This is a genomic window from Chthoniobacterales bacterium (assembly GCA_035274845.1).
Taxonomy (GTDB): Bacteria; Verrucomicrobiota; Verrucomicrobiia; order Chthoniobacterales; family UBA10450; genus AV80.
This window is the reverse complement of record DATENU010000019.1, coordinates 165,466-189,937: the sequence shown is the minus strand read 5'-3', so window position 1 is coordinate 189,937 and position 24,472 is coordinate 165,466. Positions and strand designations below refer to the sequence as shown.

The window sequence follows — 24,472 nt, the reverse complement described above, 5'->3', positions numbered from 1 at the left end:
TGCCGTTGGGAACTGGCATCGAATTCAGATCCCCGTGCGGCCCGATGGCGGGCCGGCTCCAGCAAAAGCTTGTAATCTGGCTTGAGGTTCAGCAGGCTCGGCTCGAACCCTTGGAGCTTGTGAAGTCACCTTTTCGCGCGGCCCTCATCACTCTTGTCGCGGTCTTCTTTGTTTTGCCGCTCAGTCTTCATGCTCAGACTACCTCGCCGAGTCCGTCCGCCGCGATTGTGGAGCGCATAATAACCCTGGACCACCCAATCCCAGTCGCCGAAACCGAATCGGCCTTGCCGGTTGTCGTTTATACGGCGGGCTTCCTACAAAAGCACGGCGCCAATACGCCGATTGAAGGTCTGCGTGAGCTACCTTCCTTCGTCGGCACCACCGCAACGGAAAATGATTCAAACGGTGGCAATGGCAGCGCGGCCATCAACCTTCGCGCTCTGGGTCCGGAAAGCACGCTGATCCTCATTAATGGTCGTCGCGCATTTGCACTCTCCGACATCAACGCCATCGCGATCGGTTCTCTGAGTCGCACGGAGATCCTGAAAGATGGGGCCGGCGTCATTTACGGCTCCGACGCGGTGGGTGGGGTGGTGAACTTCATCCTCATCAATGGGCCCGGGGAAAAGCCCTACGAAGGCGCGGAACTCTTTGCGCTCTATGGCAACACCACGGACTCGGACGCGCATGTGCGCCAAGTTTACCTCAAGGGCGGCGTGACTGGCTTGGATGGCAAAGTCTCCATTGCAGCAGCCGGAGAATATTATTCCCGCGCCAACCTCTATTCGCGGGATCGAGAAATCTCGCGCACCGCCGATCTAAGTAACGATTCTACCGGTCTGGGGTTCGGCGGCCTCAATAACAATAGCCCCACCTATGCTGGCCGCGTCAGCATCGCTACGGCGCAGGGTGGCGCACCTGCGGGACAGCTAACGCTTATCAATCAGAGCACGGTCAATGTTACTCCAGCCAGCTATCGGGCGTTTGATGTTCCTCCCGGCACCGATCCAAACCGGTTCAATTTCCGGGCCTTTACCCCGGCGATTCCCGCCGTCGAGAAGGCGATGTATTTCGTCACCGGCAGATACAAAATCTTTGGCGACGGTCTCCAGCTTTACGGGGACATCCTGGACTCTCACACCAAGCAGGATAACGGTCAGGCCGGCACTCCCTTCACCCTTTCGAGCGCCGCGGGTCAAGGCACCGCCGGCCGGAGTGAAGCGCGCGCGTCCCAGTTCAACCCCTTTGCCGACAATCTCGGTTCGGTCCGATATCGCCTTCAGCAGGAATTCCCCGCTGCCTCTGGTCGCAGATCATTCTTCGACCACGATTATCAGCGTTACGTAGCTGGGATCAACGGAGACTTCGATCATCTTCGCGACAACGCATTCATTAGCCGCTTCGGCTACGACACCGGTTTTGTTTACGAAGATTTCTCCCAGAACCGGACCGATAGTGGCGACGCACGACGCTCTTACATCCGGGCGCTAATCGCTCCGCCAGGATTTGTTAACCCAGTGGCGCCCCTTCCATCCACGCCTTTCGCCGGCACCTTTAACCCGTTCATCGGCCAATTCGCGCCGATTACCGGAACCGCTCCCATCTACAACAACACCAACCCCACCGCTCCTCAGTTCAAGACTGGGGTCCCGATTGGAACCGCGCCCTACGACAACAGTCTGGCGACTCTGGACTGGACGCAGGGAGGCGCTTTCTACATCGGGCACTCGTCCTTCTTCGAGCGCGACTTTCTTTACGATGCCAAGGCCAATGCCCATTTCTTTCCTAATTGGTGGAACGGCGGGATCGATGCCGCCGTCGGTTATGAGCACCGGGAGGCCAATTCAAAACAAATCCCGGACGTCGTCCAGGCGTCCGGCGATCAGCTCGGCTTCAATCAACAGGCCCCGTTGAAGTTCCGGCAGGAAGTCGACTCCTGGTTTTTCGAGGTCGCAATTCCGCTGATTACTTCATCCATGAACGTGCCGTTCGTCCGTTCGCTCGATTTGTCGCTCGCCTGGCGTCACGAGGAATTTACTGACACGAATCTTTTGCAGACAACACCGCCTTCGTTTTCCAGATCGGCCTCCTTTGCGAACGACAATCCCGATGAAAACTTCGGCGGCTCGCCGCGCCTTGCGCTTCGATATCAACCTATTCCGGATCTGGTAGTACGCGCTTCCTGGGGGCAATCGATCCGTCCGCCTGATTTCGTCGAGCTTTTCACGCCCATTACCGAGGTTTTCACCCCGCTTTTTGGAGTAGGCTTCCCTCCTCTGCCTCCCCCTGTGATTGCGAGTGGAAATCCGACCCTCAAAGCCGAGACGACCGACTCCTACTCGGCCGGCGTGGTCTGGGCGCCGAAGTATGCTCCTGGCTTTACGATGACGGCCGACTTTTATCAGCTCTACACCACGAACCTGATTCTGGAGCCTGAGACCTTCGCGCAGGTATTAATTGATCAGAACATCCTGGCACCTCGCCAGGTTGATCCAACTGGCGCTCCTTTCTGCGATGCGAGCATCGATCCCGTCACAAATATCGGCGTAGTCCGGGACGCCAATGGGACTGTCCAGTGCGTCTACTCTCCCTTCGGCAACGCCGGCAAACGCCATGTTCAGGGATTGGACGTGACGGCAATCTATGAGATTCCAACAGAGCGATGGGGTAAATTCACGTTCTCCGGCGGATGGAATCATTTCTTCACCTGGAAGGCGCAGCCCGGGACAGGACCGTACCGCAGCTTTCTCGGAAATTACGACAATCAGACGCTGCCCTTTGTCCCCGGAGCAATCCCTTGGAACAAAGGATTTCTTCGCGGCGAATGGGAATGGAGACATCTCGATCTCGTCGCCACCGGAAATTATGTTGGGGATTTCCGAGATGATCCGGCCTTCGATAATTTTAATTATCCCCGCGACGGACGCCGGAACGTCCCGAGCTACCTCACCCTCGATCTGCAACTGAGCTACGAGTTTGTGAAACCGCCGCCGGAGCCAGCGCCTTATGTGAAAGAGAGCAAGAGCGTCACCCCGACAGCCGCCGACACCTCATCGATCTGGCAACGATTGCTTTGGGGCACGAGATTGACGGTCGGCGTCAACAACGCCTTCGACCGGAATCCACCGACGGTGCTGGCAGCGTTCAACGATAACTACGACACCTCGCTCTACTCGATCCGGAATCGCTACTATTACGTCGCCCTGACCAAGAAGTTCTAGGCTTGGAGACCTCTCAAATGGAGACGGCTCGCCAACGAGCCGTTGGGATTAGCATCGCAGCAGATCCCGTAGGGCACGATGGCGTGCCGGCTCCATCAAAAGCAACAGCCAGAGACAGGCTGTCTCCGGTACCTCCGGCCGAATGGCTACCCAACGAAATCTTGACGGCTTTAAGCCGTCAAGATTCTCAAGCGCGTTCCAGCCCCATTCCGCGACGGTACGACATGACACCGTTGCTCTGGCCTGATACGGTGCGGCCAAATGGAAGCAGCGGATTGGGCGTCACTGAGCGACCAGGACCTTCTCGAACGCCGGATTTCCAAGCTCGGCCTCCGCCTCGAAGGCACCGCCCTCGAACCGCTCATCCGGCAATTCCAGGACGAGCTTTCCGCCAAGGGCCTCGTCTTTCATCCGCCCTGCCACATCGGCGATGAATGGTTCGTCCCCGTCGGCATCCCGGCGATTTTCATTCCGTTCTTCCTCGTCCACGACCGCCTCCGCGCCCTCGAGAAAACGATGATGCTCGAGGTCGAGGGCGGGACAAAAGAGTGGTTCATGAAATTGATCAGGCACGAGGCGGCTCACGCTTACAGCTACGCCTACCGGTTGCCGAAAAAGAAAAAATGGCAGGAACATTTCGGGCGCACCTCGCGGGACCAGACGCCGGATGTTTATCACCCGCAGCCGTTCAGCCGCAGTTATGTCGTAAACCTCGATGATTGGTACGCGCAAAGCCATCCGGACGAGGATTTCGCGGAGACGTTCGCGGTCTGGCTCGCGCCGGAGGTCGACTGGCGCGCCCGTTACGCCGGCTGGAAGGCGCTCGAAAAACTCGAATACGTCGATGAGCTGATGCGCTCCCTGGCCGGGAAACCGCCGCTCCACGCCCCGGAATATCGGGCGGCCGAATACGATTGCCTCAATCTCAAGCTCAAGACCTACTACGCGCGCAAACGGAAGCTCTACGCTGACACCTATCCGGATTTCTACGACGCTGATCTCCGCCAGCTCTTTTCCGCGCCCGCCGGGATCACCGCGGCCAGATATCTGCGGCTGCGCCGGCGGCGGCTGATGAATGCGGTCTGCCAGTGGACCAACGAGAAAAAATTCCGGGTGAACAAACTTCTCGCCCGCCTGGCTGAGCGTTGCGACCAGCTCGATCTCCACGTCCTCAATGACGATCCCGAGCAGGATTTTCGCGTTACCTCTTTCATTACCACGCTGGTGATGAATTATCTTTTCACCGGCAAATTCAAACGGACCAAATAGTGAAGAAAAAACTCAAAGTCCTCGCCCTGTTCGACGCGATCCGTCCCACCAAGATCGACCAGGATCTCAGCGCGGAAATGAAGACGGAGGATTGGAAAACGGAGAAAGACGTCTTCGCTGCTCTCGGCGAGCTCGGCCACACCGCGGAGCACCTGGCCATTTTCGACGACCTCGATTTGGTCCGGCAAAAACTAACGAGCTTCGCCCCCGACGTGCTTTTCAACCTCGCCGACCAGTTCAAGAACAACCGCGGATTCGACCAGAACATTGTTTCGCTGCTCGAGATGCAGGGGGTTCCGTTCACCGGGTGCGGCGCAACCGGTCTCGTCCTTTGCAAGCACAAGGGCATCTCCAAGAAAATCCTCGGCTATCACCACATCCACGTTCCGAATTTCGTCGTGATCCCGCGCGGGCAGCGGATCGCGCGACTGAAGCGTCCAAAGTTCCCGCTCCTCGTAAAACCGGTGAAGGAAGAAGCGTCCTACGGCATTTCGCAGGCGTCTTTTGTCGAGAGCGACGAACAGTTCAAGGAACGGGTCGCTTTCATCCACGAGAAACACGACGCCGATGTGATCGCGGAGGAATACATCGAGGGGCGCGAGCTTTACGTGAGCCTGTTGGGCAATCTGCGGCCCACGGTGTTTCCGATCCGCGAATTGATCTTCAGGGAAGTGCCGCCGAACGAACCGAGGATTGCGACCTACCGCGCGAAATGGGACGAGGAATATCGCAAACGCTGGGGCCTGGTGAACCGGTTCGCCGAGCTCGAGCCGGGACTCGTCGCGCACATCGAGCAAGTCTGCCGGCGAATTTACAGTCTCCTCACGATCGAGGGTTACGCGCGCATCGATCTGCGACTGACGCCGAATAACGAAGTCTATTTCATCGAGGCTAATCCGAACCCGATCCTGGCGGCCGACGAAGACTTCGCGCAGTCGGCCGGAAAAGCGGGGCTGACCTATCCGCAATTGATAAACAAGATCATCCGGAACGGGATGAAGACCGTGCGCGGCGGCTAACAATGAGTTGTAGCGTGCGCTGTCTCCAGCGCGAGGGTAACCAAGGAGCGGCGCTTTCCAAACTGCAGTCTTAGTCGCCCGGTTTAAACACCGCCGTCAGAATTTGGGGCGGTTTCCGGAGCGCTCCTGGTTAAATACCAGAGCATCAATCCGGCAATTGGCACGCCGATCAGCGTGCGAAGGTCGCCGCGAAAGACGGCGTTAAACATATCGCCGATCAGATTGACAGTCAGGACGCCGATTGCGATGCGGCGTCCCCACTCGGCGCGGCGCGCCAGACCAAACGCCGCGAGGCCGCAGCCGGCGCCCACCGCCGCCATGAGCCCGATCGACCATTGACCAAACTCATCGAATTCCAGCCGGGCGTCGGGCCGCAACGTCCAGACCCATTCGAACACGCCGCCGGGAAAGGCGAGCGCGAGCATGATGAGCGCGCAGATCAGCGTTCCCGCGGCAAAAAAAACCACCAGGAGGACGATCCCAACCGGAAGGCGCTTTCGTTCCATCCCTCTCGGTTATCAGAACGTGACGATGGCATCAATGGCCGCGGTAAACATGGTGTCGTCGCTCGAGTCGTTAAACGGGCGCCCATCAAAAGCGTGATCGACTCGCAGCTCGGGGCGAATGATCAGGCGCTCCAGCGGCTTCGACAGCGGCAGATCGATGTTTAGACCGATCGTGAGAGCGCCGTAGGTGGTCGGCTCACCGCCAATGGTCCGCGGATCGATGGTCGGTTCGCCGTTGACCGAACGCGTAAGGTCACTCGGATCCGCGTATTGCCCAACATAAAAGCCGTCGTCATCGCGCCAAAGCTCGCCGCGAATCCCGACACTCAGCTTCTTGTTTATCGAATAGATCAGGTATTGCGCCACACCGTACGCCTCGGCGTCCTCGAGATCGTCCCGAACATAATTCAAGTTGGTAATGAATTTGAAATTGCCCTCGCGCCAGGTAATCACGACATCGTTGAAATACCGGGGGTCGCTGTTGTCGCCGTGGGTTTCCGGACCGATGTGCGTGGAAGCGACAACTTCAATTTTGCCACCGTCGAGCACCACCTTGACGCCTCCGTGAAAAGCGGGGGCATCGTTGTTGTCGTCGATGGCGGTGTTCACCCCGCGCGTTACCCCGGCCATGAAATCGAGCGTCTCATTGGCGTGAATCGTCATGAGCGCGCCCGTGTGACTCGTGGGAATCCCAAAATTAAACATGTAGGTGTGCGAGTAGAACGGGTTTTCGACCGGGGCGACGTATTCCGCGCCTTCGAGGCTGATGAATTTCCCCAGTTGCAGCTCGACCCCTTTTTTTCCCTCTCCACCGCCGTGAAGGATTAAATAGGCCTCGGGCACATCACCCTGATAGAGGCCAGTGCCGGCCTGATCGAAAGGCATGCCGAGCGAATGGATATAGCGCGCATCGGTGCCGTAGAGCAGTTGGATCTTGAATCCCCAGTCGAAATCGAGCTTTGAGTTGAAAACTCGTTCGGCGGTGATCGCCGCCTGGTTCATGACGAACTCGTTGCTGCGATCGTCCAGAAGCCGTCCGAAGTTTTGGTTGTCTCTCGGGCTATCGAAGTTCCCGGTGAAGCCGGACTCAATCCAGCCGGAGATCTTGAAACCCGCCTTCTCCTCCTGGGCTTTGTCCGAGTCGCTCTTGGCCGCTTCCTCCATGGGCGTGAGGGTTTGCGCGCCCAGGGGGAGTGCCGCTATCGAAACCAAACCCGCCACCAGGATTGAGGTCAGCTTCTTGATGCCGCGGACTGAACCAGAATCAGGCATACACGATCAAGTCGATTTCTTCGGGGAGCAGGCTTGAAACTTCGCGAATAACGTTTCCGCGGAGAAGGTTCACGAGGGCGTTGCGCTTCGGCGCGCCCAGGATCAGGCGCGAAACGCCGAGGGTCGCGGCAATATCGACAATCGTATCCGCCGCCGATGGACTGACGGCATAGGCGAACAGCGGCGGAGGCTCGTCGCCGGCTTTCCGTTTGGCTTCTTCGAAAATCCGGCGCGCCTCGTCGTCCTCCTGCCATTTTCGTCCGACGTCCTGCTCGGTTATGTAGGCCTGCTCGCGAACGAAGAGCAGATAAAGGCGCCGTTTCGTTTCACGCGCTTCACGCAGGGCAAAATCGAGCGTCCGTCCGGTGCCACGAATCGCGCAAAGAATTGATTCCGCCCCGACCACCACTGATTCGTCCTCCACAGGCCGGGCGGCCGGCTCGACCTGACCTCTCCCGGCAGGAACTCTCGCCGCTTTCTTAGCGCGCCGTTCCTGGGCCAGGCCGCGCAAGATCAAGCCGCCCGCGAGAATCGTGACGGCGAAATAACGCGCGTTCGGCTTGTCGATGAGCAACGACACTTCGATGGCCGCCATGACAAGAAAAGTCACGAACATGAACCCGCGCTCCGAATTCTTGATGGACAATTTCCGATCCGTCGAAGTAGCGCCGAGATTCGTCGCGATCGCGCCAACCACCCCGACCGCGTAAAGATCGGCGAGCCCTGACATGTCTTTCACGACGACGACCAGGACCATCGGCACAATGGTGGCGAGCAAGACACCGGCGCTCGGCACGCCCCATTTATTGAGGCGTTGAAAGAGCGACGGCATCTCGCGATCGCGCGACATCAGGAATTGGATCGCGACCAGGTCGACGATCGCGGTGTTCGCGGCGGAGAGGAGGAGAAGGCCAAAAACGATGCTGACGACGACTGCGAACACGTGACCGAACGCCGATCCAAGCGCGCCGCCGACAAAAATCTGGCCCATGTAGCGGAGCATGTAATCACGAACACCCGCCGCTCCGGGCGCGTTCACATCGCCGTCAGCCACCTGCAATCCGCTGAGCGCATGGGCTGCGAGGCCGAATAACGCCGTGAAGAGGCAGACTTCGATCATGACCATGAGCAGCGCCGGCGTGGATGTCTTGCGCACCGAGGGCCGCGCCTCGGTGCTCCCGGAATCAAGCTTCATCACCCCGGTGGCGTTGGCGATCGCTTCCACTCCGGAGAGCGCCAGGACAATTCCAACGAAGCCCGCCCAGTTCTGCCCGAATGTTCCGTGCAACCTCTGGAGATGACCAACGGCTTCGCCGAGGTGCGGCAGGCAGAACAGTCCCAGCACCACCACGACGATCGCGGTCGGAACCGAAATGAGAAACGCGAGTCCGCCGGTATGTTTTGGCCCGAGCAAATTCAGCAGGCCAATTACCAGGATCGCGCCGGCCGCGAATTTCTCCGGTTGCGGAACGCCGAGATATTGAAACGCGGAGAGCGCGCTGATAGCCGCCGTGACCAGATAATCGGCGATGAGGAGAAATGCGCCGACGATGGAAATGACTTCGCTCCGGTGCCGGACACTCGCATACACGCCGCCGCCGTCGGGATACAGGCGGCAGATGATCATGTAATTGAAGCCGACGAGAGCGGTGAGGACGCACATCGCCGCGATGAGCCAGAACGAAGCGTATCCGGCCACGGCAAAGGCGAGGCCGATGACGTAGGCCTTGCTTGTGCCCCAGTCGCCGTACAGGATGGCCGCCGCGCGCGGAACGTCGACATTCCGCGGGCGTTTTACGTTGGTCGGGATCATATCACGCGCGCGGTCGATGCGCCGAGCGAGTGGATAACAAGGAGCGGCGGTTTATCCCGCCACTGCGGAGCCGTCGGCTGATGGGGCGATTTGGAAATCGCCCCTCCTTGAAAAGCGTCGCGGATTTTCGATGAACCACGTCCAGAATGGCGCGGTCGTTTGATCCGCAGGAGGAAGTTGCCGAACCGCCGCGTTTGCGCCGTTCAAGCGGGCCTGCGCCCGCAGCGTGTCGCCGGGACGAACTGCGAGCGCTTGCTCTGATGGAACCTGGCCGTTCTGAGCCCGCGTGAACACAAACACGATTGCCTTCATGCCCAAGCCTCGCGCGGCGGTTGGCGCGACCGTTAATTAAAATCCAAGCGGAAAGCGCTAAAACTTCGTTAAAGAGCCGGCGACGCGTTCCCTCCACGGCACGATGGCGTGCCGTCTCCAACGGAAAGCGGAACGCGTCTCCCGTGCGCAATGGAGGCGGCCGGCCCCCAGGCCGCTGGGGGTGATCGTCGCCAAAGCCGCAGCCACGCGACGTCCCTACCCCGCCGATAATCGGTAGCCGATGCCCACTTCAGTCTTGATGAGACTCGGCGCGCTGGTGCTGGTCTGGAGTTTTTTCCTGAGATGGGTCACGTAAACGCGGAGATATTGCGCCTGGCTTTCGGCTTTCTCGCCCCAAACCGTCCGCAACAACTGTCGATGCGTCACAACTTTCCCGGCATTCTGAACCAGGACGCGAAGGAGGGAGTACTCAGTCGGCGTCAGCTTTATTTCCGAGCCGCTCAGCTTGACCTGCCGCGCTGAAAAGTCGACGCAGAGAGAACCGGAGGTGAACACGGGTTCGCCCGTTTCGATGAGCGAGCGGCGTTGCGCGACGCGGACACGCGCCAAAAGCTCCGCCGTGTCGAACGGCTTGGTCACGTAATCGTCGGCGCCGGCATCGAGGGCCGCGACTTTTTCCTCCGCGTCGTCGCGGACCGACAGGATCAGGACCGGCACGTCCGACCATTCGCGCAGGCGCCGGAGCACTTTCACGCCTTCCATGTCGGGCAACCCAAGATCAAGCAAGACCACGTCGGGCCGGCGGTGAACGATCTCGGCCAGGCCCTCTTCGCCGGACTGCGCTTCGAACACCTGGTGGTCCGCCCCTTCCAAGGCGAGCCGAAGCAGCCGGCGAATCTGCTTTTCGTCGTCGATAATGAGCGCGGTGTGGGCCGATTTCATCAGGTTGCCTCCAACGCGCTCGCGTCGGTCACCCGCACCGGCAGGTCGATGGTGAACCGCGCACCGCCCCCGTCCCGGTTCTCGGCCGTTAACTTTCCCCCGTGCGCTTCGACGAAGCCACGCGCGATCGCGAGCCCCAGGCCGAGCCCACCGGCCCGCCGGCCGTCGCCGCGATAAAACTTCTCGAAGACTCGCTCGCAAAGTTCAGGCGGAATTCCCGCGCCCCGATCGCTTACCGAGATGAAAAGCTTCCCATCCCGGCACTCCGCATCGATCTCGATCGGCAGCCGCGCAGGCGTATGACTCCCGGCATTCGCAATCAGCTTGGCGACCGCCTGCTCCATCAGGAGATGATCGATGAGCGCCAGGGGTATGTTCTCGGGAACGTCCAGCCGGACATCGCGGCCGTTCAGCGATTCCCGTTCGATCTCGATCGCGGATTGCAGCAGCTCGCGCACATCGCACCATTCCAGGTTTGGCTGAACCACGCCGCTTTCGAGCCGATTCATGTCGAGCAGGTTATTGACGACGCGATTCAAGCGATGCGAACCGTCATGGATTTCGCTCGCGAGCTCCCTGAGCATTTCGCCGTTCGCGCCGTTCGGCGATAATCGCAGCAACTCCTGGCTGGCCGCCCCGATCGCTGCCAGCGGCGTTTTCAATTCGTGCGAGACACAATCGAGCAATGTCTTGCGGAGCCGCTCGGAATTCTTCGCCAGTTGCACCTGGGCGGCGAGATGTTCCCGAGCCCTTAATTGCGCCGTTAAGCCGCCCACCGTCAGCGCAATAATGAAGTAGGTCAGGAACGTCAAAGCGTCCTCCAGTTTGTCGATGTGGAGGGTGAAGCGCGGCGGGATAAACAGGAAATTCCAGGAGAGCGCGCTGAGGGTGGCGACGAGCAAGACCGGGCCGCGACTGAAGACCATGCCCGCCAGCAGCACCCCCAGCAGATAAATGAGCGAGATGGCGGCATACCCCGTCAGCGGAGTCAGCAGCCAACAGGCGACCGTGAGCCCCGCCACCCCGGTAACGGCGATGACGTATTCCTTCAGCGGGGCAAACGAGGAGGCGTTCTCCTCGGTCGTAGACGAACTGGATTGTTCCAGCACGCCGTAATGTAGCCAATCCGGCCCCGCGCAAAACAGGCCTTCCCGATTTTAGTACCGTTTTAATTATTTCCGGGCCGGTGCTCTGTCTAAGGTTTGGTTGACCGGTGAACTCTGCTCCGCCAACCCTGACCGCCGATCCTCCCAAAGTGACGCCTCAGTTGCCCGCCGCGACAGAATCAAAGGACCATAAAAAGCGGCTGCTGTTTCTCTGTCTCGCCAGCCTGGGGATCGTTTATGGCGACATCGGGACGAGCCCCCTTTACGCGCTCCGCGAATGCTTTTACGGGCCACACGCCATTCCTCCCAGCCCCGCCAATGTCATTGGGGTGCTCTCCCTCATTCTCTGGTCGCTCCTCCTCATCATTTCCGTCAAATACCTGATCCTGATTCTCCGCGCCGATAATCGCGGTGAAGGCGGGATCCTCGCCCTCGCTACCCTCGTCACTGACGTCGTCCGGCGCGGGAAGATTTTCTTCCTCCTGGGATTATTCGGCGCGGCCCTGCTCTACGCCGACGGCATGATCACGCCCGCCATCTCGGTCATGAGCGCCGTCGAAGGATTGGATGTGGCGACGCCGCTGCTCAATCGGTTCGTCGTCCCGATCGCGATCGTGATCCTGATCGGTTTGTTCCTCTTCCAATCCCGCGGAACCACCGGCGTGGGCAAAGTCTTTGGCCCGGTGACGCTACTCTGGTTTGCCGCGATCGCGCTGCTTGGAATTCACCAAATCCAGCGCGTTCCGGAAGTGCTCTCGGCGATTAATCCCCTCCAGGGAATCCAATTTTTCGTGAACAACGGTTCCCGCGGATTCGTGGTTCTCGGTGCCGTCTTCCTCGCCATCACCGGCGGTGAGGCGCTCTATGCCGACATCGGGCATTTCGGGACGCGACCGATTCGTCTGACCTGGTTTGCGGTGGTACTCCCGGCGTTGACCCTGAATTATTTCGGGCAAGGCGCGCTCCTGCTCCGGCACCCCGATGCCGCCGTGAATCCGTTTTTCCACATGACCCCTTCCTGGACACTTTTCCCAATGGTCATCCTGGCCACGGCCGCGGCCGTGATTGCGTCGCAGGCCATCATTAGCGGCGCGTTTTCGCTGACCATGCAGGCGATTCAGCTCGGTTACATGCCACGCCTGAAAGTGAAATACACGTCGGCAAGAATTATCGGCCAGATCTACGTGCCCATCGTTAATTGGGCGCTGATGCTTTCCTCCATCGGCCTCGTGCTCGGCTTCGGATCTTCGAGCAACCTCGCCGCCGCTTACGGCGTGGCCATCACGACGACAATGCTGATTACCACGATCCTCTTTTATGTCGTGGCCCGGCGTCGCTGGCATTGGCCGGCGTTCGCGGCGCTGCCCGTGGCCGCGTTTTTCATCATCATCGACCTCGCCTTCTTCAGCGCCAACATGCTCAAGGTCGCGCACGGCGGCTGGTTTCCGCTCCTGGTCTCGGCCTGCATTCTGTTTCTGATGTTGACCTGGCGAAAAGGGCGCCGCGTCCTGCGGAACCGGCTCGGCGAGATGTGCCTCCCGCTCGATGGTTTTCTTTCCGATCTGAAAAGCCAAAATATCCCGCGCGTGCCCGGGACCGGAGTTTACATGTCGGGAAATCGCGACGGAACTCCCCTCGCCCTTCTCCACAATCTCAAGCACAACAAAGTCCTGCACCAACAGGTGGTCGTGTTGACCGTCCGAACCGAGGAAGTCCCATATCTGACCAACTCGAAAGACCGGGTCGCGATCGAACAACTGGAGGAAGGTTTCTGGCGAGTCCAGATTCACTTTGGTTTCATGGAAAAACCGGACGTCCCCGCCGCCTTGAAAACCGCGAACGAAAAGCGCGTCCAGTTCAATCCGATGCGGACGACGTACTTCATCGGCCGGGAAACGATCCTCGCCACCCGCAAACTCGGTCTCTCCTCCTGGCGCGGCTCCATCTTTGCCTGGATGACCCGAAACGCCGGCGACGTCACCTCCTACTTCTGCCTCCCCCCGAACGGGGTCGTTGAGCTCGGAGCGCGGGTGGAAGTTTGAGCTGTGGGGGGGCGCTGCGTCGCCGTCAAAAGCACGTTTTGAAGCAACGGCGTTCAAATCTCGGCGAGATTATGACCAAGCTATCTGCGAGCCACCCTGTCCATTGTCGCGGAACGCTTCGAAGTGACCGGTAGCCGGCAGTCGAATTCGCTCTTCGGTTTCACCGTGATAAGATCGCTTCATGAGTCCGAAATACGAAAGAGTTTTCAGCGCTCTGTTCGCTGCTCTCGCGGGCGCATCTTTTGTCGCAATTACACAGTTAGCGGTTAAGTCTGATCCACAAGACGTAGACCGCGGCGCTATGTGGAAATTTGCTTTAGCTTTGCCCCTTCTCGTCGGTACTACGATAATTTTTAGAGACGGCCTGCCAACGAAGAACCGCAAGCTGTCGATATTCATCTTCGCGGCAGGCTGGATTGGCGGCATTCTTGTGGTGCAAGGCGTTCTTGAGTTGATATACGCGGTTAATGCTCGAGCTTCGGTCGCGTTCGGAGTTCTCGTGATAGCGATGATCGGTTTGATGGCCCTGGCGGACAAAAACCGGAAGTGAGCGTTGTTTTAGCGCAACGGCTCGGGAATCGGCATTCCCTCCGCTTGTAATCCTTCGAGATGGAATTCGATAGCGTCGTGCATCTCATTTTCCACCTCGGGCTGGGTGCGTCCCGTCGCCATGCAGGCGGGGCACATCCGGCGAGTAGGCGGAATAGCCAGTTGAGGTCTCTTCAATGATGATCAAATCGCGATTCATTTCAGCCTCGGACGCTTCTCATCCCGGACGCGCAAATGTAAAACTTGATCGGGCACAGACTGCAATCGCAACTCCGCTCTGAGATCACGCCGAAAATGCTTAATCAAAGTCGTCCATAATAGCGCCGCCTCCGGCGACGAACTCGGCAATCAACGTCTGAACCAGACATTCAGCGGTTTGGAACTGCCCGGCAGATTGAGTTGCAACAGCTGACTCGAATTTAGAGGCGTCCAACTGATCTCGGCGGTGTGCTGATGACTCCAAACGTCGATAAGCCTCGATAAGATAACCAATGAGTTGTTCTCGCCTCTTGTTCGCTCGGTCGCGCCGAGCGGCGAGAACGTGACCGACAATCCAACCGCCAACGGCAAGGGCGGTCGTGATGAGGAGTGGTCCAAGAAGTTGCCAGTTCACGAGGCGAGGCGTTGAAGGCGGCTGATGATTCGCGCAAGCCGGGTGCGTCCGCCACGTGGAATGTAAATGGAAAGCACGGTGCCAGAATCGTAAAGTAGCCAGTGGGTAATGCGAAGCGCAAGATGAGCAGCGGACACGAGAGCGGCAATGCCGACATAATATGACTTCGGGATGTAATGCTCGAACTCGTTGCGGACATTCTCGTGAAGCCATTCGATCTCGCGAAGCTCTTCATCGCTGATTTGGGGCGGACGCGCACCATGAGCGTGAACCATGAAACAATCGGTCTGAATCATCGCAAGCAATTCGTAGAAGCCAACCAGGTGCTTTCCGTTCGCCACGGATTGTTGCGGTTTTGATGGCGCGATGTGGGGAGGGGAGCACGGATGTGGGGGTGAGAAGCGCCACGCCTTCCGGCATCCGGCAACCTCGATCCGCTGGATCTCCAGCCACGGTTGATTGCCGATCTGGTATTGTGTCCGGCGATCCTTTTTTCGGCGGCCGACGATTGCGAGGTTAGCTGTGTCGCGAAGGGCCTCGACCATCGAACGGAGTAACGCAAGATGTGATTCACGGGCAGCCCGAAAGAAGCTGGGACGGGGACGCGATAGCTCAAAGGCGATATGATGTAGATTACTGTCGAGCAATAATAGATTGTTCACAGTCTCGAACTCTGAACGATTCGATTTCAATATCGCCACGGAAGCCGCCTCACGAGACACAAGACCAGCGACTCCGAACGCTTTCGACTTCGCCGCATTGCCTGGTTCCTGCGCGCGTTGGAATCACTACCACCATTGTTCCGAAATCGCTTTTTCTAACGCCGCTATGATTCGAGGCGCCTCACCCGCCTTCAACTCGCCCGTGGCATCCATCCGCTTAATGAGCGTGATATAAATGCTTTTCTCGCGAGCCGTGGCTCCAAGGGGCGGGGTAAATGCCTGAAGGAAAAAGCCGAGATTCGAGTAGAACGGACGACCAGGAGTATCAACAGGGGGCGCGTGTGCCACCAAGTTCAGCGCCTCCGCGTATGATTGAATCGCTTCAAGCTTCGGCCGGAACTCGTTCCACGCACGCCATACGGCCTCATCGCGTTCCGCGCGGCGCTCATCAGCGGTCTTTCTCTTACGCGGCATTGCTTAGAGTTTCGGTTCATTTTGTGGATGGTCCGTGCCATAAATCACTTCAATCTTGCCTCCGCCGCTGGAGGCAGGACCGAAAACCAGTCCCCCATCCATCGCATCAACGACTTTGATCAGGGCGTCGTACGCGTGAAAGAGGTCATTCAAGCCGATCCGGTTCAAACGGTTCTCGAAGCCGACAACATCAAAAAGCGAGAGCATGATTGGGTCGGATTCCATAACGAACTAGCGAACGACTAAAGAGAGAGATGCAACGGCCACCGAGAATGAGCGCGGGCTGGAACGGTGTCAGTCTATACGAAGATGCCACTCGATCAGAAAGCGGTCCATCTCGCTCGGAGTTCGGTATAACCCAAGAAAGTAATATGCTCCACCGGTCGCTGGCTCCTCAGCAGACGTGAGAGAGTATCGCTCACGCTCTTCGGCGCTGGCTTTCGCGACATAAATGCGAAATGAGACGAGGTCCGCGTCGGACACGAAAACGCGGTATCCTCGCCCAGGAACGAATTCGCTAATATGTGTATTGGTATTCATAGCCAAATGGTCGAGCGGCATAAGGAGACTTAGACAATAAATTTTCCATCTATCTCGGTTAGAGGAGAAAGGCAGAGGACATGGCAGGAGGGTTGGGGGCAATTTATCAGCGCTGCCACTGGCGGTGCAACCAGCAAAGCGGAAAAGTCGCTCTCACGCCTTGAGGGCCATCCGATGGTGCTTCAACCAGCGACCGCGAGGAGAAGTTTGACACCGGGACTTCTCTCGATTTCGATTGAACTGGCCAATAACCGGCGGGAGCCGGCGTGTTGGGGTCTCTCGGCTTTGATCCGTCTCGTTCCTACTGTAGAATCAAACCAATGAGCACCGTGAGTGAAATTCGTGAAGCGATCCGCAAATTGCTGCCGAAAGACGCATGGCAGCTGGCCGCGGAGCTTCGTGAACATCTCGACGCCCTTTGGGACAAACAATTTGGAGACGATGTCGAAGCTGGCCGCTTTGATAGCGTGATTGCGCGCGCGAAAGAAGAATACGCGAGCGGCAAAACCCGGTCGAGGGATGAAATCGTCGGGAACGACTGAGTTTTGGAAGTCGTATCGAGACTTGCCGGGGCCGAGCAGGCAGGTAACGAAGCGGACTCTGCGTTCAGGTGAACGCGAGTTGCGCGCGTTTGACGGCGGCTTCGAAAACGTCCCGGAGCTGTCGTTTCTGCTTCTCAACCGAACGACCAGCATCGAGCTTCCGCTCGACCGAAAGGCCAGAGATCGCATCCGTGAAACGGAGCAAGCGCGCCCCGTCGGCGAGCTTCACCAGCTCAACCTCCACGTTGTTCTCCTCGAGCATCCCTCATTCTTCACTGAAGCCGTATGATTGCAACATGCCGGCGAAGCTCTCGGGGAAAGCGAGGGCAAGTTGATTGTGCGCGGGCCGCGCCGCCGCTTCGAAATCACCTTCGTTGAATAGAGCGACGGCTTGGGGTGGTTGCGGGTTGCGTCACGAAAGCGGTGGAGGTAAAATGCTGGCTGTGGACGCTATCGTCGAAAAGCTAGACACCAAGCTGAGCAAGTGGAAGCCTGAAATCTCGCAAGAAGTGCGAGCGCTTGTATCGCAGGTGATTGATGCGGCTGACAACGATGCTCTCGATCTGGTGCGCTCTCGCGTCGTCGAACAGGAAGTGCTAAACCAGCTAGATGAGCCCGCGTCCCGGTGAAGTGTGGCTGGCTGATCTCGGCCTTGCTGCAAAGACTCGCCCGGTAGTAGTCGTATCGCGACATGACCCACAGGCCCCACGCGCGCTGATCATTTATGTGCCGCTGACGACGCAGAACCGAGGGAGCAGGTACGAGGTAGAACTACCGAAGCTAGTTTTTCTGCGTGAGACGAGCGTGGCGAATGTCCAGGGTGTCGCTTCATTGGCCGGAACTCGCCTGGAGCGCAAACTGGGTGAGGTGCCATCCGATGTGCTGCGGCAAATCCGCGAGGCACTCGCATTCGCGACCGGGATGGAGTAAACAACATCGACCGCGAATACGATCAGCGACACCCGCCGGAGCCGACGATGAATTAACTGCCCCAGGGAAGTTTGAAGTCGGACCTCGCCCCTATCGGATTTCGATTGAACTGGTCACGGCGCACCGGATGGTGCAATCTTCGCCGCGTTTCCTGTGAAATCCTGATGGCTACTATTGTCGATCCGACGGCTGTGCACCGGCCGCGTAATGTGGATTGGAAGCGTGCCGCCGCCCTTCTCTATGGCGACTGGGGCACGAGCAAAGCCTATGTGATCGGGCTGGCGTTCGTCGCGGCGGGGTTCGCTTCCCTGCCGATCATCCTGGCGGTCTGCATCCTGACCGCGGTGGTCGCCTATAATTACATCATCGTTTGCGCCCACTTTCCTGATGGCGGCGGCGTCTATTCGGCGGCCCGGCAACAGAGCCGGTTCCTCGCCTCGACCGGCGCCCTCCTGCTCATCGCGAATTTCATTGTCACCGCCGCGCTGAGCGGATGGGCCGCCGTCAGCTATCTCGGCGTGCCGACCAAATATGCGCCGGTAGCGACGATGGGACTCATTCTCGCTGTCGGGGTCATCAATTTCTTCGGCCCAAAACACAGCGGCAGCGTTTCCATCTGGCTGGCGATCCCGGCGGTGATCGTGGTCGCGACAATCATCCTTTTGGCGGCGCCCCATCTCAACACGGACTACCTCGAGCCGCCCCACGAAAATCTGGCCCACACCTGGGTCGCGTTTGTCGGCGTAATCCTGGCGCTGAGCGGTGTCGAAGCCATCGCCAACATCACCGGCGTGATGAAGGCCGATCCGGATTCGACCCCGGAGCACCCGAAGGTTACCCGCACCGCGACCAAGGCGATCGTGCCGGTCGCCATCGAGGTGGTGGTGGGCACCGCGCTCCTCGGCTGGGCGATGCTCTCGTTTCCGCGAAATCTTTTGCCGCAGTTGACGGCGCACAAGGAAGACATGTTGCGCTACCTCGGCGAGGTCTACGGCGCGATGGCGGGAGGGCTCGTCGTCGGCCACGTCTTGAGCGTCATCGTCGGGATCGTGTTCGGTTTGCTCCTGCTGAGCGCGGTGAACACGGCGGTGGTCGCACTGATCGGCGTGATTTACATGATGGCGCAGGATGGCGAGATGCCGCGGCCGCTCGCTAAGCTCAATTCGCACGGCGTGCCCCAGATCCCGTTGCTGATTGCCGTTGTGATTCCGATCATCGTCCTGGCGGTCACGAAGGATTTTGAATCTCTCGCCGGTCTATACGCGATCGGGGTCGTCGGCGCGATCGCGGTCAATCTTGGATCGTGCACGTTCAACAAACGGCTCGGCCTTCCCTGGTATCAACGCCTCATCATGGGGGCGACCTTCGTGGTCCTGGCGGCGGTCGAAGTGACCATCGCCAAGACGAAGCCCGAAGCGCTTTTCTTCGCTGCATGCGTCCTCGGCGCCGGGTACGCGTTGCGGGCCTATTCGCATAAAGTCTCGGGGCTACGAACGATGATCGTGGCGAAGCAGGTCGCGGAGATGGTGACACCCGATCTCGCCGCGACGATGGCGCCACGCTTGTCCGAGGGCCAGAAAATCATGGTGGCCGCACGCGGCGTCACGCCGGCGCTCGCCTTCGCCCTCGAGGAAGCCCAACTGCGCAAGGCGACTCTCTGTGTTCTCTACGTGAAGGAAATCTCGGTCTATTTCACCGGCGCACCGACGAATCTCGGCCGCGCGAAATGGCAGGACGATCCCGCGGCGAACGCGATCATGTCGTTGACCATGCGCCTCGGCGCCGAGCGCGACATACCGGTGCAACCGGTTTACGCGGTCAGCGAAGACGCTGCCGCCACGATTCTCGATCTTTCGGCAACGCTGGGCGTCGATTACCTGATCATCGGCGCTTCGCAACGCACCGCGATGGCGAAACTGCTCGGCGGCAGCGTCGTCACGAACGTGGCGCAGCAGTTGCCCGATTCGATCCGGCTCGTGATCTACGGCTGAGCCCCGCCATGAATCCGCGCGACCAGGTCGCTGAATCCTTTGAGCTGATGCAAAAGCTCATCGGGTATCGCTACGAGAAGGCGTTGCACCACCAGATTATGAAGGCGGCCGACTACTCGATGCTGTCGGAGGATGTCCTCGTCCTGATTTATCACATGGCTAAAGTCTGTGAGGGCAGCATTCTCGAGATCGGATCATTCCTCGGCGCGTCGACCGTGGCCGCCGGCATGGGCGCGCGCGATTCCGGCCGAGTGAAAAAGTTCGTCAGCATTGAGCCCGGCGGTGCACTAAAGGATCACAAACTCGCCACGAAAAACATTTTCAAAGACCTGACAAAGCATGTCTCCCGAGCCGGCTTATCCGACGCTGTTACTCTCCTGAATGGCTCCTCGTTCGATCCAAACATCGTCGCGACGGTCAAAGCAAAGCTGGCTCCGGGAGAAGTTGGCTTTTTCATTTTCGACGCCGACGCAAACGTCCGGCGCGACATCGATTGCTACGGCGACCTGCTCGCGGACGGCTGCTGGGTGGTGATCGACGACTACATCAGCGCGACCGACAAAGCCGGTCCGACCCGCGCGCAGGTGGACGAGCTCGTCGGGGCTGGGCGCCTGGTGCCGCTCGGGTTTTACGGCTGGGGCACGTGGATGGGCCGCTGGAGCAGCGGAGCTGTTCTGTAGCCGCTTCGCTGTGCGAAGCGCTGTAGTGTCCGCTGTCTCAGAGGATTCTCGTTGGATGCGCTGGTGCCAGCGCACGCTACAACGTCGCCCACAGGGCCAGGCTACAGAAAGGCACGCACGAAGCGAAAAGCGGCGCTTCACAAGCTCGCGCCGCGCCGCTAGGTTGCGCCCATGCATTACCGATTGCTTTCGATCTCCAGGACGATTGCGCTCCTCTGTGTGACCGGCGCGGTCGCCGCGCTGGGCGCGCCGTCCCAGGTTCAAGACCGGGCTGACCGGTTTCTCTCCCTGGCCAACGCCGGTTACCAGGGTTTGTATCGCGTCTTCAACGAAGCGCAGTGGCTCGCTGTCACCGACGTGACGCCGGAGCACGATGCCGCTGCTGAAGCGGCAGGGAAAGCTTACGCGGCGTTCAACGGAAACCCCGCCTTGATCACGGAAGCGCGGGAGCTGCTGACGCACGAGAAGGCGTTGAATGAGATCACGGTCCGGCAGTTGAAGCAGTTGTTGCTGAACGCGGCTGAGGGACCGATGACCAATCCCGAACTGGTCGCCAAACGAGTCGCGGCGGAGACGAAGCAAGCGTCCATTCTCAACAGCTTTGAGTTCAAGCTGAACGGGAAAACGGTCACCGCGAACGACATCGACAATTCGCTCGAGAAGAGCACCGATCTGGCCGAGCGCAAAGCCGTCTGGGAAGCGTCGAAGCAATCCGGCCCCGCGTTAAAGCCGAACCTGGTCACGCTCCGCGACCTCCGGAACGGCGTGGCCAAGGAAATGAAGTATCCCGATTACTTCACGCTCCAAGTTTCAAACTACGGGATGACCACCGACGAGATGCTCAAAATGCTGGAGAGCTGGATGACGACACTTCGCCCGCTCTATCTCCAGCTCCACACCTGGACGAAATACAAACTCGCTGAGAAATATCACCAGCCCGTCCCGAAAAAGATCCCGGCGCACTGGATCAACAATCGTTGGTCGCAGGAATGGGAAGGACTCGTCGAAGCGGCGAATATCGATAAATTCTTTGAGGGCCGGCAACCGGAGTGGGTCATCAAGACGGCGGAGCAGTTTTACACCGGGCTTGGGTTCGGCCCGTTGCCGCAAACTTTCTGGGAAAGATCTGACCTCTATCCGCTGCCGGCCGACTCCAAGCGGAAGAAAAACACCCACGCCTCCTGCTGGCATATCGACCTGGAGAACGACATCCGTTCGCTCCAAAGCATCGAGCCGAATTCGCGCTGGTTTTATACCGCCCACCACGAGCTGGGACACGGCTATTATTTCAAGGCCTACACGCGGCCAGAGGTGCCGCCGCTCCTGCGCACCGGCGCCGCGCCTGGCTTCCACGAAGGCATCGGCGATCTGATCTCGCTCGCCTCCAGCCAGGTGCCGTATCTTCAGTCCCGCGGAATTTTGCCGAAAGATTTCAAGGCGGATACGACGGCGTTCCTGCTCGACGACGCGCTTTCCCGCGCCATTCCGTTCATCTTTTTCTCGTGCGGGACGATGCCGCATTGGGAAGCCGATGTGTATGCAGAGAATCTTCCAGCGGACCAATGGAACGCGCGCTGGTGGAAATACGTTTCCGATTTCCAGGGAGTCGAGCCCCCCGCCCCGCGCGGCGAGGAATTCTGCGACGCGGCGACCAAGACGCATATCAACGACACCCCGGCCTACTATTACAACTACGCCTTTGCCACCGTGTTCAAATTTCAACTGCACGACTACATCGCGCGCAAGATCCTGAAGCAGTCGCCGCAATCGTGTAATTACGCCGACAACAAGGAAGTCGGGAAATGGCTGGATAACATTCTCAAGAAAGGCAGCACCGAAGACTGGCGAAAAGTGTTGAAGGAAGCGACCGGCGAAGATATTTCGACCCGCGCGATGGCGGAATACTTTAAGCCTTTGCAAACCTGGCTCGAGGAACAAAACAAAGGCCGCCAGATCGGGTGGGAGTAAACAAGGATGGGCGCTTTCCAAACCGCCCTTCTTTGGCGGTCGCCGCCGCTCCTTGATCGCGAATTCCGACTAACCGAATGAACCGCTACCTCATCACGTCCGCGTTGCCCTACATCAACGGGGTAAAGCACCTGGGCAATCTGGTTGGCTCAATGTTGCCGGCAGATGCTTATGCGCGCTTCCAGCGGGCCCGCGGCCACGAGGTCCTGTTCATCTGCGCCACGGACGAACACGGCACCCCGGCTGAGCTCGCCGCCCACGAGGCCGGTCTTCCCATCGACGAGTACTGCGCGAAGATGCACGCCGTCCAGAAAGACCTGGGCGATCGCTTCGGCCTTTCTTTCGATCATTTCGGCCGTTCTCACTCACCGCAGAACCACGAAATCACCCAGCATTTTTATCATGTGCTCGACCAAAACGGCCTGCTCGAAGAGCGCACCACGCGACAGGTCTATTCGATCGACGACAAGCGATTTTTGCCGGACCGCTACGTGATCGGCACCTGCCGGCATTGCGGATACGAACGCGCCCGGGGCGACCAATGCGAAAACTGCACCCGCGTGCTCGATCCGGCCGACCTGATCAACCCGCGCTCCGCCGTCTCCGGTTCGACCAACATAGAGCTGCGCGATTCGAAACACCTTTTCCTGAAGCAATCGCAGATGGTCGGACGATTGCGCGAGTGGATCGATTCCAGGAAAGACTGGCCCGTGCTCGTTACGTCGATTGCGCGCAAATGGCTCGATGAAGGATTGAAGGATCGCAGCATCACCCGCGACCTGGAATGGGGAATCCCGGTGGCTTACCAGGGCCAGGTTCGTCCCGGCTTCGAAGGAAAGGTTTTCTACGTCTGGTTCGATGCTCCCATCGAATACGTCGGCGCCACGATGGAATGGAACGACCGCGATTGGAAACGCTGGTGGCGCGAAGACCAGGGCGCCAGCGACGTTCGCTACGTCGAGTTCATGGGAAAGGACAACGTGCCGTTTCACACCGTGGGCTTTCCGGTCACGTTGTTCGGCTCCGGCGAACCGTGGAAAGTCGTCGACTACATCAAAGGTTTGAACTGGATGAACTACTACGGCGGCAAGTTCTCCACCTCGGGCCATCGCGGGATTTTCATGGACCACGCCCTCGAATTGTTGCCGGCTGATTACTGGCGCTGGTATCTCCTCGCGAATGCTCCCGAGTCCGACGACTCCAATTTCACCTGGGAACATTTCCAGGCGACGGTAAACCACGAGTTGGCCGATGTGCTCGGCAACTTCGTCAACCGGATCGCGAAGTTCTGCCATGCGCGTCTCGGTGGAGTCGTCCCGGCGAGCGGCGAATACGGCGCGCTCGAAGCGGAAACGACTGCGGCTCTCGAGCAACGTCTCAGCACCCTCACCGCGCAAATGGAAGCGATGGAGTTCCGCAAATCGGCGATCGAGCTGAGATCGATGTGGGTAATCGGGAACGAATATCTCCAGAAGGCCGAACCGTGGATGAAGATCAAGTCGGACCCGGCCGCGGCGGGAGTGTCGATTCGCTACGCCTTAAACCTGGCGATGGTGTTCGCCGCGCTGGCTGAGCCTTTCATTCCGCACGCGTCGGCCATAATCTCCGGCGCCCTCGGGAAAAAGAAGAGTTCGCTGCCGTGGCCTGACAAAATAGCAGATTCACTCGAACCGGAGGCGGCCATCACGGTCCCCGACGTCCTCTTCGCCAAGATTGAGCCCGAACAATTAACCGCCTGGATCGAGCGCTTTGGCGGAGCCGACAGCTAGGTCATCCCGCCTCAGGGGCCGGTTACGCGAATGGAAGGATCTACGACCAACACTCCCCGGATTGTCTGACGTCCAGTCGAGTCTATTTCCCGACGATCGATAATTCGGATTGGTGAAACCGTGTTTGTGCCGACCGCCTTCAACCTGACCCGCTGCGGAATCAGCGAGCCAGTCACGAATACCGCGCGTTCGTTGGACTGTTGCTCGATCGGCTTTCCGGCAAACACAGCGGGAGCAAGCAAGAGAGCCGCGGTGAGACCCATGACAAAGACAGGAAGCCTGATGATCACA

At 59.0% G+C, this 24,472-nt stretch carries 23 protein-coding genes; 11 read left to right on the top strand and 12 right to left on the bottom strand.

The genetic code is table 11. The annotated features are described in order from the left end of the window. Positions 1-119 precede the first annotated feature (119 nt). From VJU77_13505 to VJU77_13495, 3 genes are all read left to right on the top strand, one after another. Positions 120-3,221 (top strand): TonB-dependent receptor, encoded by a 3,102-nt coding sequence (locus VJU77_13505; protein HKP04363.1) that lies wholly within the window; start codon positions 120-122, stop codon positions 3,219-3,221. A 261-nt stretch (positions 3,222-3,482) separates the two neighbouring features. After that, a complete protein-coding gene (locus VJU77_13500; protein ID HKP04362.1) occupies positions 3,483-4,490 on the top strand; it encodes a hypothetical protein in 1,008 nt (335 codons plus the stop codon). Then, positions 4,490-5,509 carry an ATP-grasp domain-containing protein gene (locus tag VJU77_13495; protein ID HKP04361.1) on the top strand — a complete coding sequence of 340 codons (1,020 nt, stop codon included), beginning with the start codon at positions 4,490-4,492 and terminating at the stop codon, positions 5,507-5,509. Before VJU77_13500 ends, VJU77_13495 begins: the two co-directional genes overlap by 1 nt. Before the next feature lie 83 nt (positions 5,510-5,592). On the opposite strand, the gene VJU77_13490 is transcribed toward VJU77_13495, so the two are convergent. From VJU77_13490 to VJU77_13470, 5 genes are all read right to left on the bottom strand, one after another. Further along, positions 5,593-6,015 carry a hypothetical protein gene (locus VJU77_13490; GenBank protein ID HKP04360.1) on the bottom strand — a complete coding sequence of 141 codons (423 nt, stop codon included), beginning with the start codon at positions 6,013-6,015 and terminating at the stop codon, positions 5,593-5,595. 12 nt (positions 6,016-6,027) lie between these two features. Next, the gene (locus VJU77_13485; protein ID HKP04359.1) at positions 6,028-7,287 is read right to left on the bottom strand and encodes a porin; all 1,260 of its coding nucleotides are present in this window, start codon (positions 7,285-7,287) and stop codon (positions 6,028-6,030) included. Further along, positions 7,280-9,100, bottom strand: a complete 1,821-nt coding sequence (locus VJU77_13480) for a universal stress protein (GenBank protein HKP04358.1) — start codon at positions 9,098-9,100, stop codon at positions 7,280-7,282. Before VJU77_13480 ends, VJU77_13485 begins: the two co-directional genes overlap by 8 nt. A 528-nt stretch (positions 9,101-9,628) precedes the next feature. Next, entirely contained in the window at positions 9,629-10,315 is a 687-nt protein-coding gene (locus VJU77_13475; GenBank protein HKP04357.1) for a response regulator, read from the bottom strand. Beyond that, a complete protein-coding gene (locus tag VJU77_13470) occupies positions 10,315-11,424 on the bottom strand; it encodes a DUF4118 domain-containing protein (GenBank protein ID HKP04356.1) in 1,110 nt (369 codons plus the stop codon). Before VJU77_13470 ends, VJU77_13475 begins: the two co-directional genes overlap by 1 nt. Positions 11,425-11,528: 104 nt before the next feature. Here VJU77_13470 and VJU77_13465 point away from each other — a divergent pair, with 104 nt between their 5' ends. Both VJU77_13465 and VJU77_13460 read left to right on the top strand, forming a co-directional pair. After that, positions 11,529-13,463 carry a potassium transporter Kup gene (locus VJU77_13465; GenBank protein HKP04355.1) on the top strand — a complete coding sequence of 645 codons (1,935 nt, stop codon included), beginning with the start codon at positions 11,529-11,531 and terminating at the stop codon, positions 13,461-13,463. Positions 13,464-13,644: 181 nt separating this feature from the next. Then, complete coding sequence (locus VJU77_13460; GenBank protein HKP04354.1) at positions 13,645-14,013, top strand: hypothetical protein; 369 nt, start codon at positions 13,645-13,647, stop codon at positions 14,011-14,013. 8 nt (positions 14,014-14,021) lie between these two features. Here the strand turns inward: VJU77_13460 and VJU77_13455 are convergent, their stop codons facing one another. The 5 genes from VJU77_13455 to VJU77_13435 all read right to left on the bottom strand — a co-directional run bounded on the left by VJU77_13455 (position 14,022) and on the right by VJU77_13435 (position 15,986). Continuing rightward, entirely contained in the window at positions 14,022-14,189 is a 168-nt protein-coding gene (locus tag VJU77_13455; GenBank protein ID HKP04353.1) for a type II toxin-antitoxin system HicB family antitoxin, read from the bottom strand. A gap of 121 nt (positions 14,190-14,310) precedes the next feature. Then, a complete protein-coding gene (locus tag VJU77_13450; protein ID HKP04352.1) occupies positions 14,311-14,625 on the bottom strand; it encodes a hypothetical protein in 315 nt (104 codons plus the stop codon). Beyond that, on the bottom strand, positions 14,622-15,170 hold the full coding sequence (locus tag VJU77_13445) for a hypothetical protein (GenBank protein HKP04351.1): 549 nt from the start codon (positions 15,168-15,170) through the stop codon (positions 14,622-14,624). Before VJU77_13445 ends, VJU77_13450 begins: the two co-directional genes overlap by 4 nt. Positions 15,171-15,413: 243 nt before the next feature. Further along, complete coding sequence (locus tag VJU77_13440) at positions 15,414-15,761, bottom strand: hypothetical protein (GenBank protein HKP04350.1); 348 nt, start codon at positions 15,759-15,761, stop codon at positions 15,414-15,416. A 3-nt stretch (positions 15,762-15,764) separates the two neighbouring features. Beyond that, positions 15,765-15,986, bottom strand: coding sequence for a hypothetical protein (locus VJU77_13435; protein ID HKP04349.1), 222 nt, complete (start codon positions 15,984-15,986; stop codon positions 15,765-15,767). A gap of 635 nt (positions 15,987-16,621) precedes the next feature. Here VJU77_13435 and VJU77_13430 point away from each other — a divergent pair. Continuing rightward, the gene (locus VJU77_13430) at positions 16,622-16,843 is read left to right on the top strand and encodes a hypothetical protein (protein ID HKP04348.1); all 222 of its coding nucleotides are present in this window, start codon (positions 16,622-16,624) and stop codon (positions 16,841-16,843) included. Positions 16,844-16,907: 64 nt separating this feature from the next. Here VJU77_13430 and VJU77_13425 read toward each other — a convergent pair whose 3' ends face one another. Then, the gene (locus VJU77_13425; GenBank protein ID HKP04347.1) at positions 16,908-17,105 is read right to left on the bottom strand and encodes a hypothetical protein; all 198 of its coding nucleotides are present in this window, start codon (positions 17,103-17,105) and stop codon (positions 16,908-16,910) included. 172 nt (positions 17,106-17,277) lie between these two features. Here VJU77_13425 and VJU77_13420 point away from each other — a divergent pair, with 172 nt between their 5' ends. From VJU77_13420 to metG, 5 genes are all read left to right on the top strand, one after another. Further along, positions 17,278-17,472 (top strand): hypothetical protein, encoded by a 195-nt coding sequence (locus VJU77_13420; protein HKP04346.1) that lies wholly within the window; start codon positions 17,278-17,280, stop codon positions 17,470-17,472. A 465-nt stretch (positions 17,473-17,937) separates the two neighbouring features. After that, positions 17,938-19,764: an amino acid permease gene (locus VJU77_13415; GenBank protein HKP04345.1), complete on the top strand. Its 1,827-nt coding sequence runs from the start codon at positions 17,938-17,940 to the stop codon at positions 19,762-19,764. Positions 19,765-19,772: 8 nt separating this feature from the next. Next, positions 19,773-20,444, top strand: coding sequence for a class I SAM-dependent methyltransferase (locus VJU77_13410; GenBank protein ID HKP04344.1), 672 nt, complete (start codon positions 19,773-19,775; stop codon positions 20,442-20,444). Positions 20,445-20,615: 171 nt separating this feature from the next. Further along, a complete protein-coding gene (locus tag VJU77_13405; protein HKP04343.1) occupies positions 20,616-22,412 on the top strand; it encodes a M2 family metallopeptidase in 1,797 nt (598 codons plus the stop codon). A gap of 77 nt (positions 22,413-22,489) precedes the next feature. Then, a complete protein-coding gene (metG, locus tag VJU77_13400) occupies positions 22,490-24,181 on the top strand; it encodes a methionine--tRNA ligase (GenBank protein HKP04342.1) in 1,692 nt (563 codons plus the stop codon). Between the two features lie 11 nt (positions 24,182-24,192). On the opposite strand, the gene VJU77_13395 is transcribed toward metG, so the two are convergent. Further along, the gene (locus VJU77_13395) at positions 24,193-24,471 is read right to left on the bottom strand and encodes a hypothetical protein (GenBank protein HKP04341.1); all 279 of its coding nucleotides are present in this window, start codon (positions 24,469-24,471) and stop codon (positions 24,193-24,195) included. Position 24,472: the final 1 nt, after the last annotated feature.

Excerpts from the sequence above, each read along its gene's own strand:
- VJU77_13500 (HKP04362.1), top strand. The coding sequence starts at position 3,483 with ATGGAAGCAGCGGATTGGGCGTCACTGAGCGACCAGGACCTTCTCGAA.
- VJU77_13490 (HKP04360.1), bottom strand. The coding sequence starts at position 6,015 with ATGGAACGAAAGCGCCTTCCGGTTGGGATCGTCCTCCTGGTGGTTTTT.
- VJU77_13485 (HKP04359.1), bottom strand. The coding sequence starts at position 7,287 with ATGCCTGATTCTGGTTCAGTCCGCGGCATCAAGAAGCTGACCTCAATC.
- VJU77_13480 (HKP04358.1), bottom strand. The coding sequence starts at position 9,100 with ATGATCCCGACCAACGTAAAACGCCCGCGGAATGTCGACGTTCCGCGC.
- VJU77_13475 (HKP04357.1), bottom strand. The coding sequence starts at position 10,315 with ATGAAATCGGCCCACACCGCGCTCATTATCGACGACGAAAAGCAGATT.
- VJU77_13460 (HKP04354.1), top strand. The coding sequence starts at position 13,645 with ATGAGTCCGAAATACGAAAGAGTTTTCAGCGCTCTGTTCGCTGCTCTC.
- VJU77_13445 (HKP04351.1), bottom strand. The coding sequence starts at position 15,170 with ATGGTCGAGGCCCTTCGCGACACAGCTAACCTCGCAATCGTCGGCCGC.
- VJU77_13440 (HKP04350.1), bottom strand. The coding sequence starts at position 15,761 with ATGCCGCGTAAGAGAAAGACCGCTGATGAGCGCCGCGCGGAACGCGAT.
- VJU77_13435 (HKP04349.1), bottom strand. The coding sequence starts at position 15,986 with ATGGAATCCGACCCAATCATGCTCTCGCTTTTTGATGTTGTCGGCTTC.
- VJU77_13430 (HKP04348.1), top strand. The coding sequence starts at position 16,622 with ATGAGCACCGTGAGTGAAATTCGTGAAGCGATCCGCAAATTGCTGCCG.
- VJU77_13425 (HKP04347.1), bottom strand. The coding sequence starts at position 17,105 with ATGCTCGAGGAGAACAACGTGGAGGTTGAGCTGGTGAAGCTCGCCGAC.
- VJU77_13420 (HKP04346.1), top strand. The coding sequence starts at position 17,278 with ATGCTGGCTGTGGACGCTATCGTCGAAAAGCTAGACACCAAGCTGAGC.
- VJU77_13415 (HKP04345.1), top strand. The coding sequence starts at position 17,938 with ATGGCTACTATTGTCGATCCGACGGCTGTGCACCGGCCGCGTAATGTG.
- VJU77_13410 (HKP04344.1), top strand. The coding sequence starts at position 19,773 with ATGAATCCGCGCGACCAGGTCGCTGAATCCTTTGAGCTGATGCAAAAG.
- VJU77_13405 (HKP04343.1), top strand. The coding sequence starts at position 20,616 with ATGCATTACCGATTGCTTTCGATCTCCAGGACGATTGCGCTCCTCTGT.
- metG (HKP04342.1), top strand. The coding sequence starts at position 22,490 with ATGAACCGCTACCTCATCACGTCCGCGTTGCCCTACATCAACGGGGTA.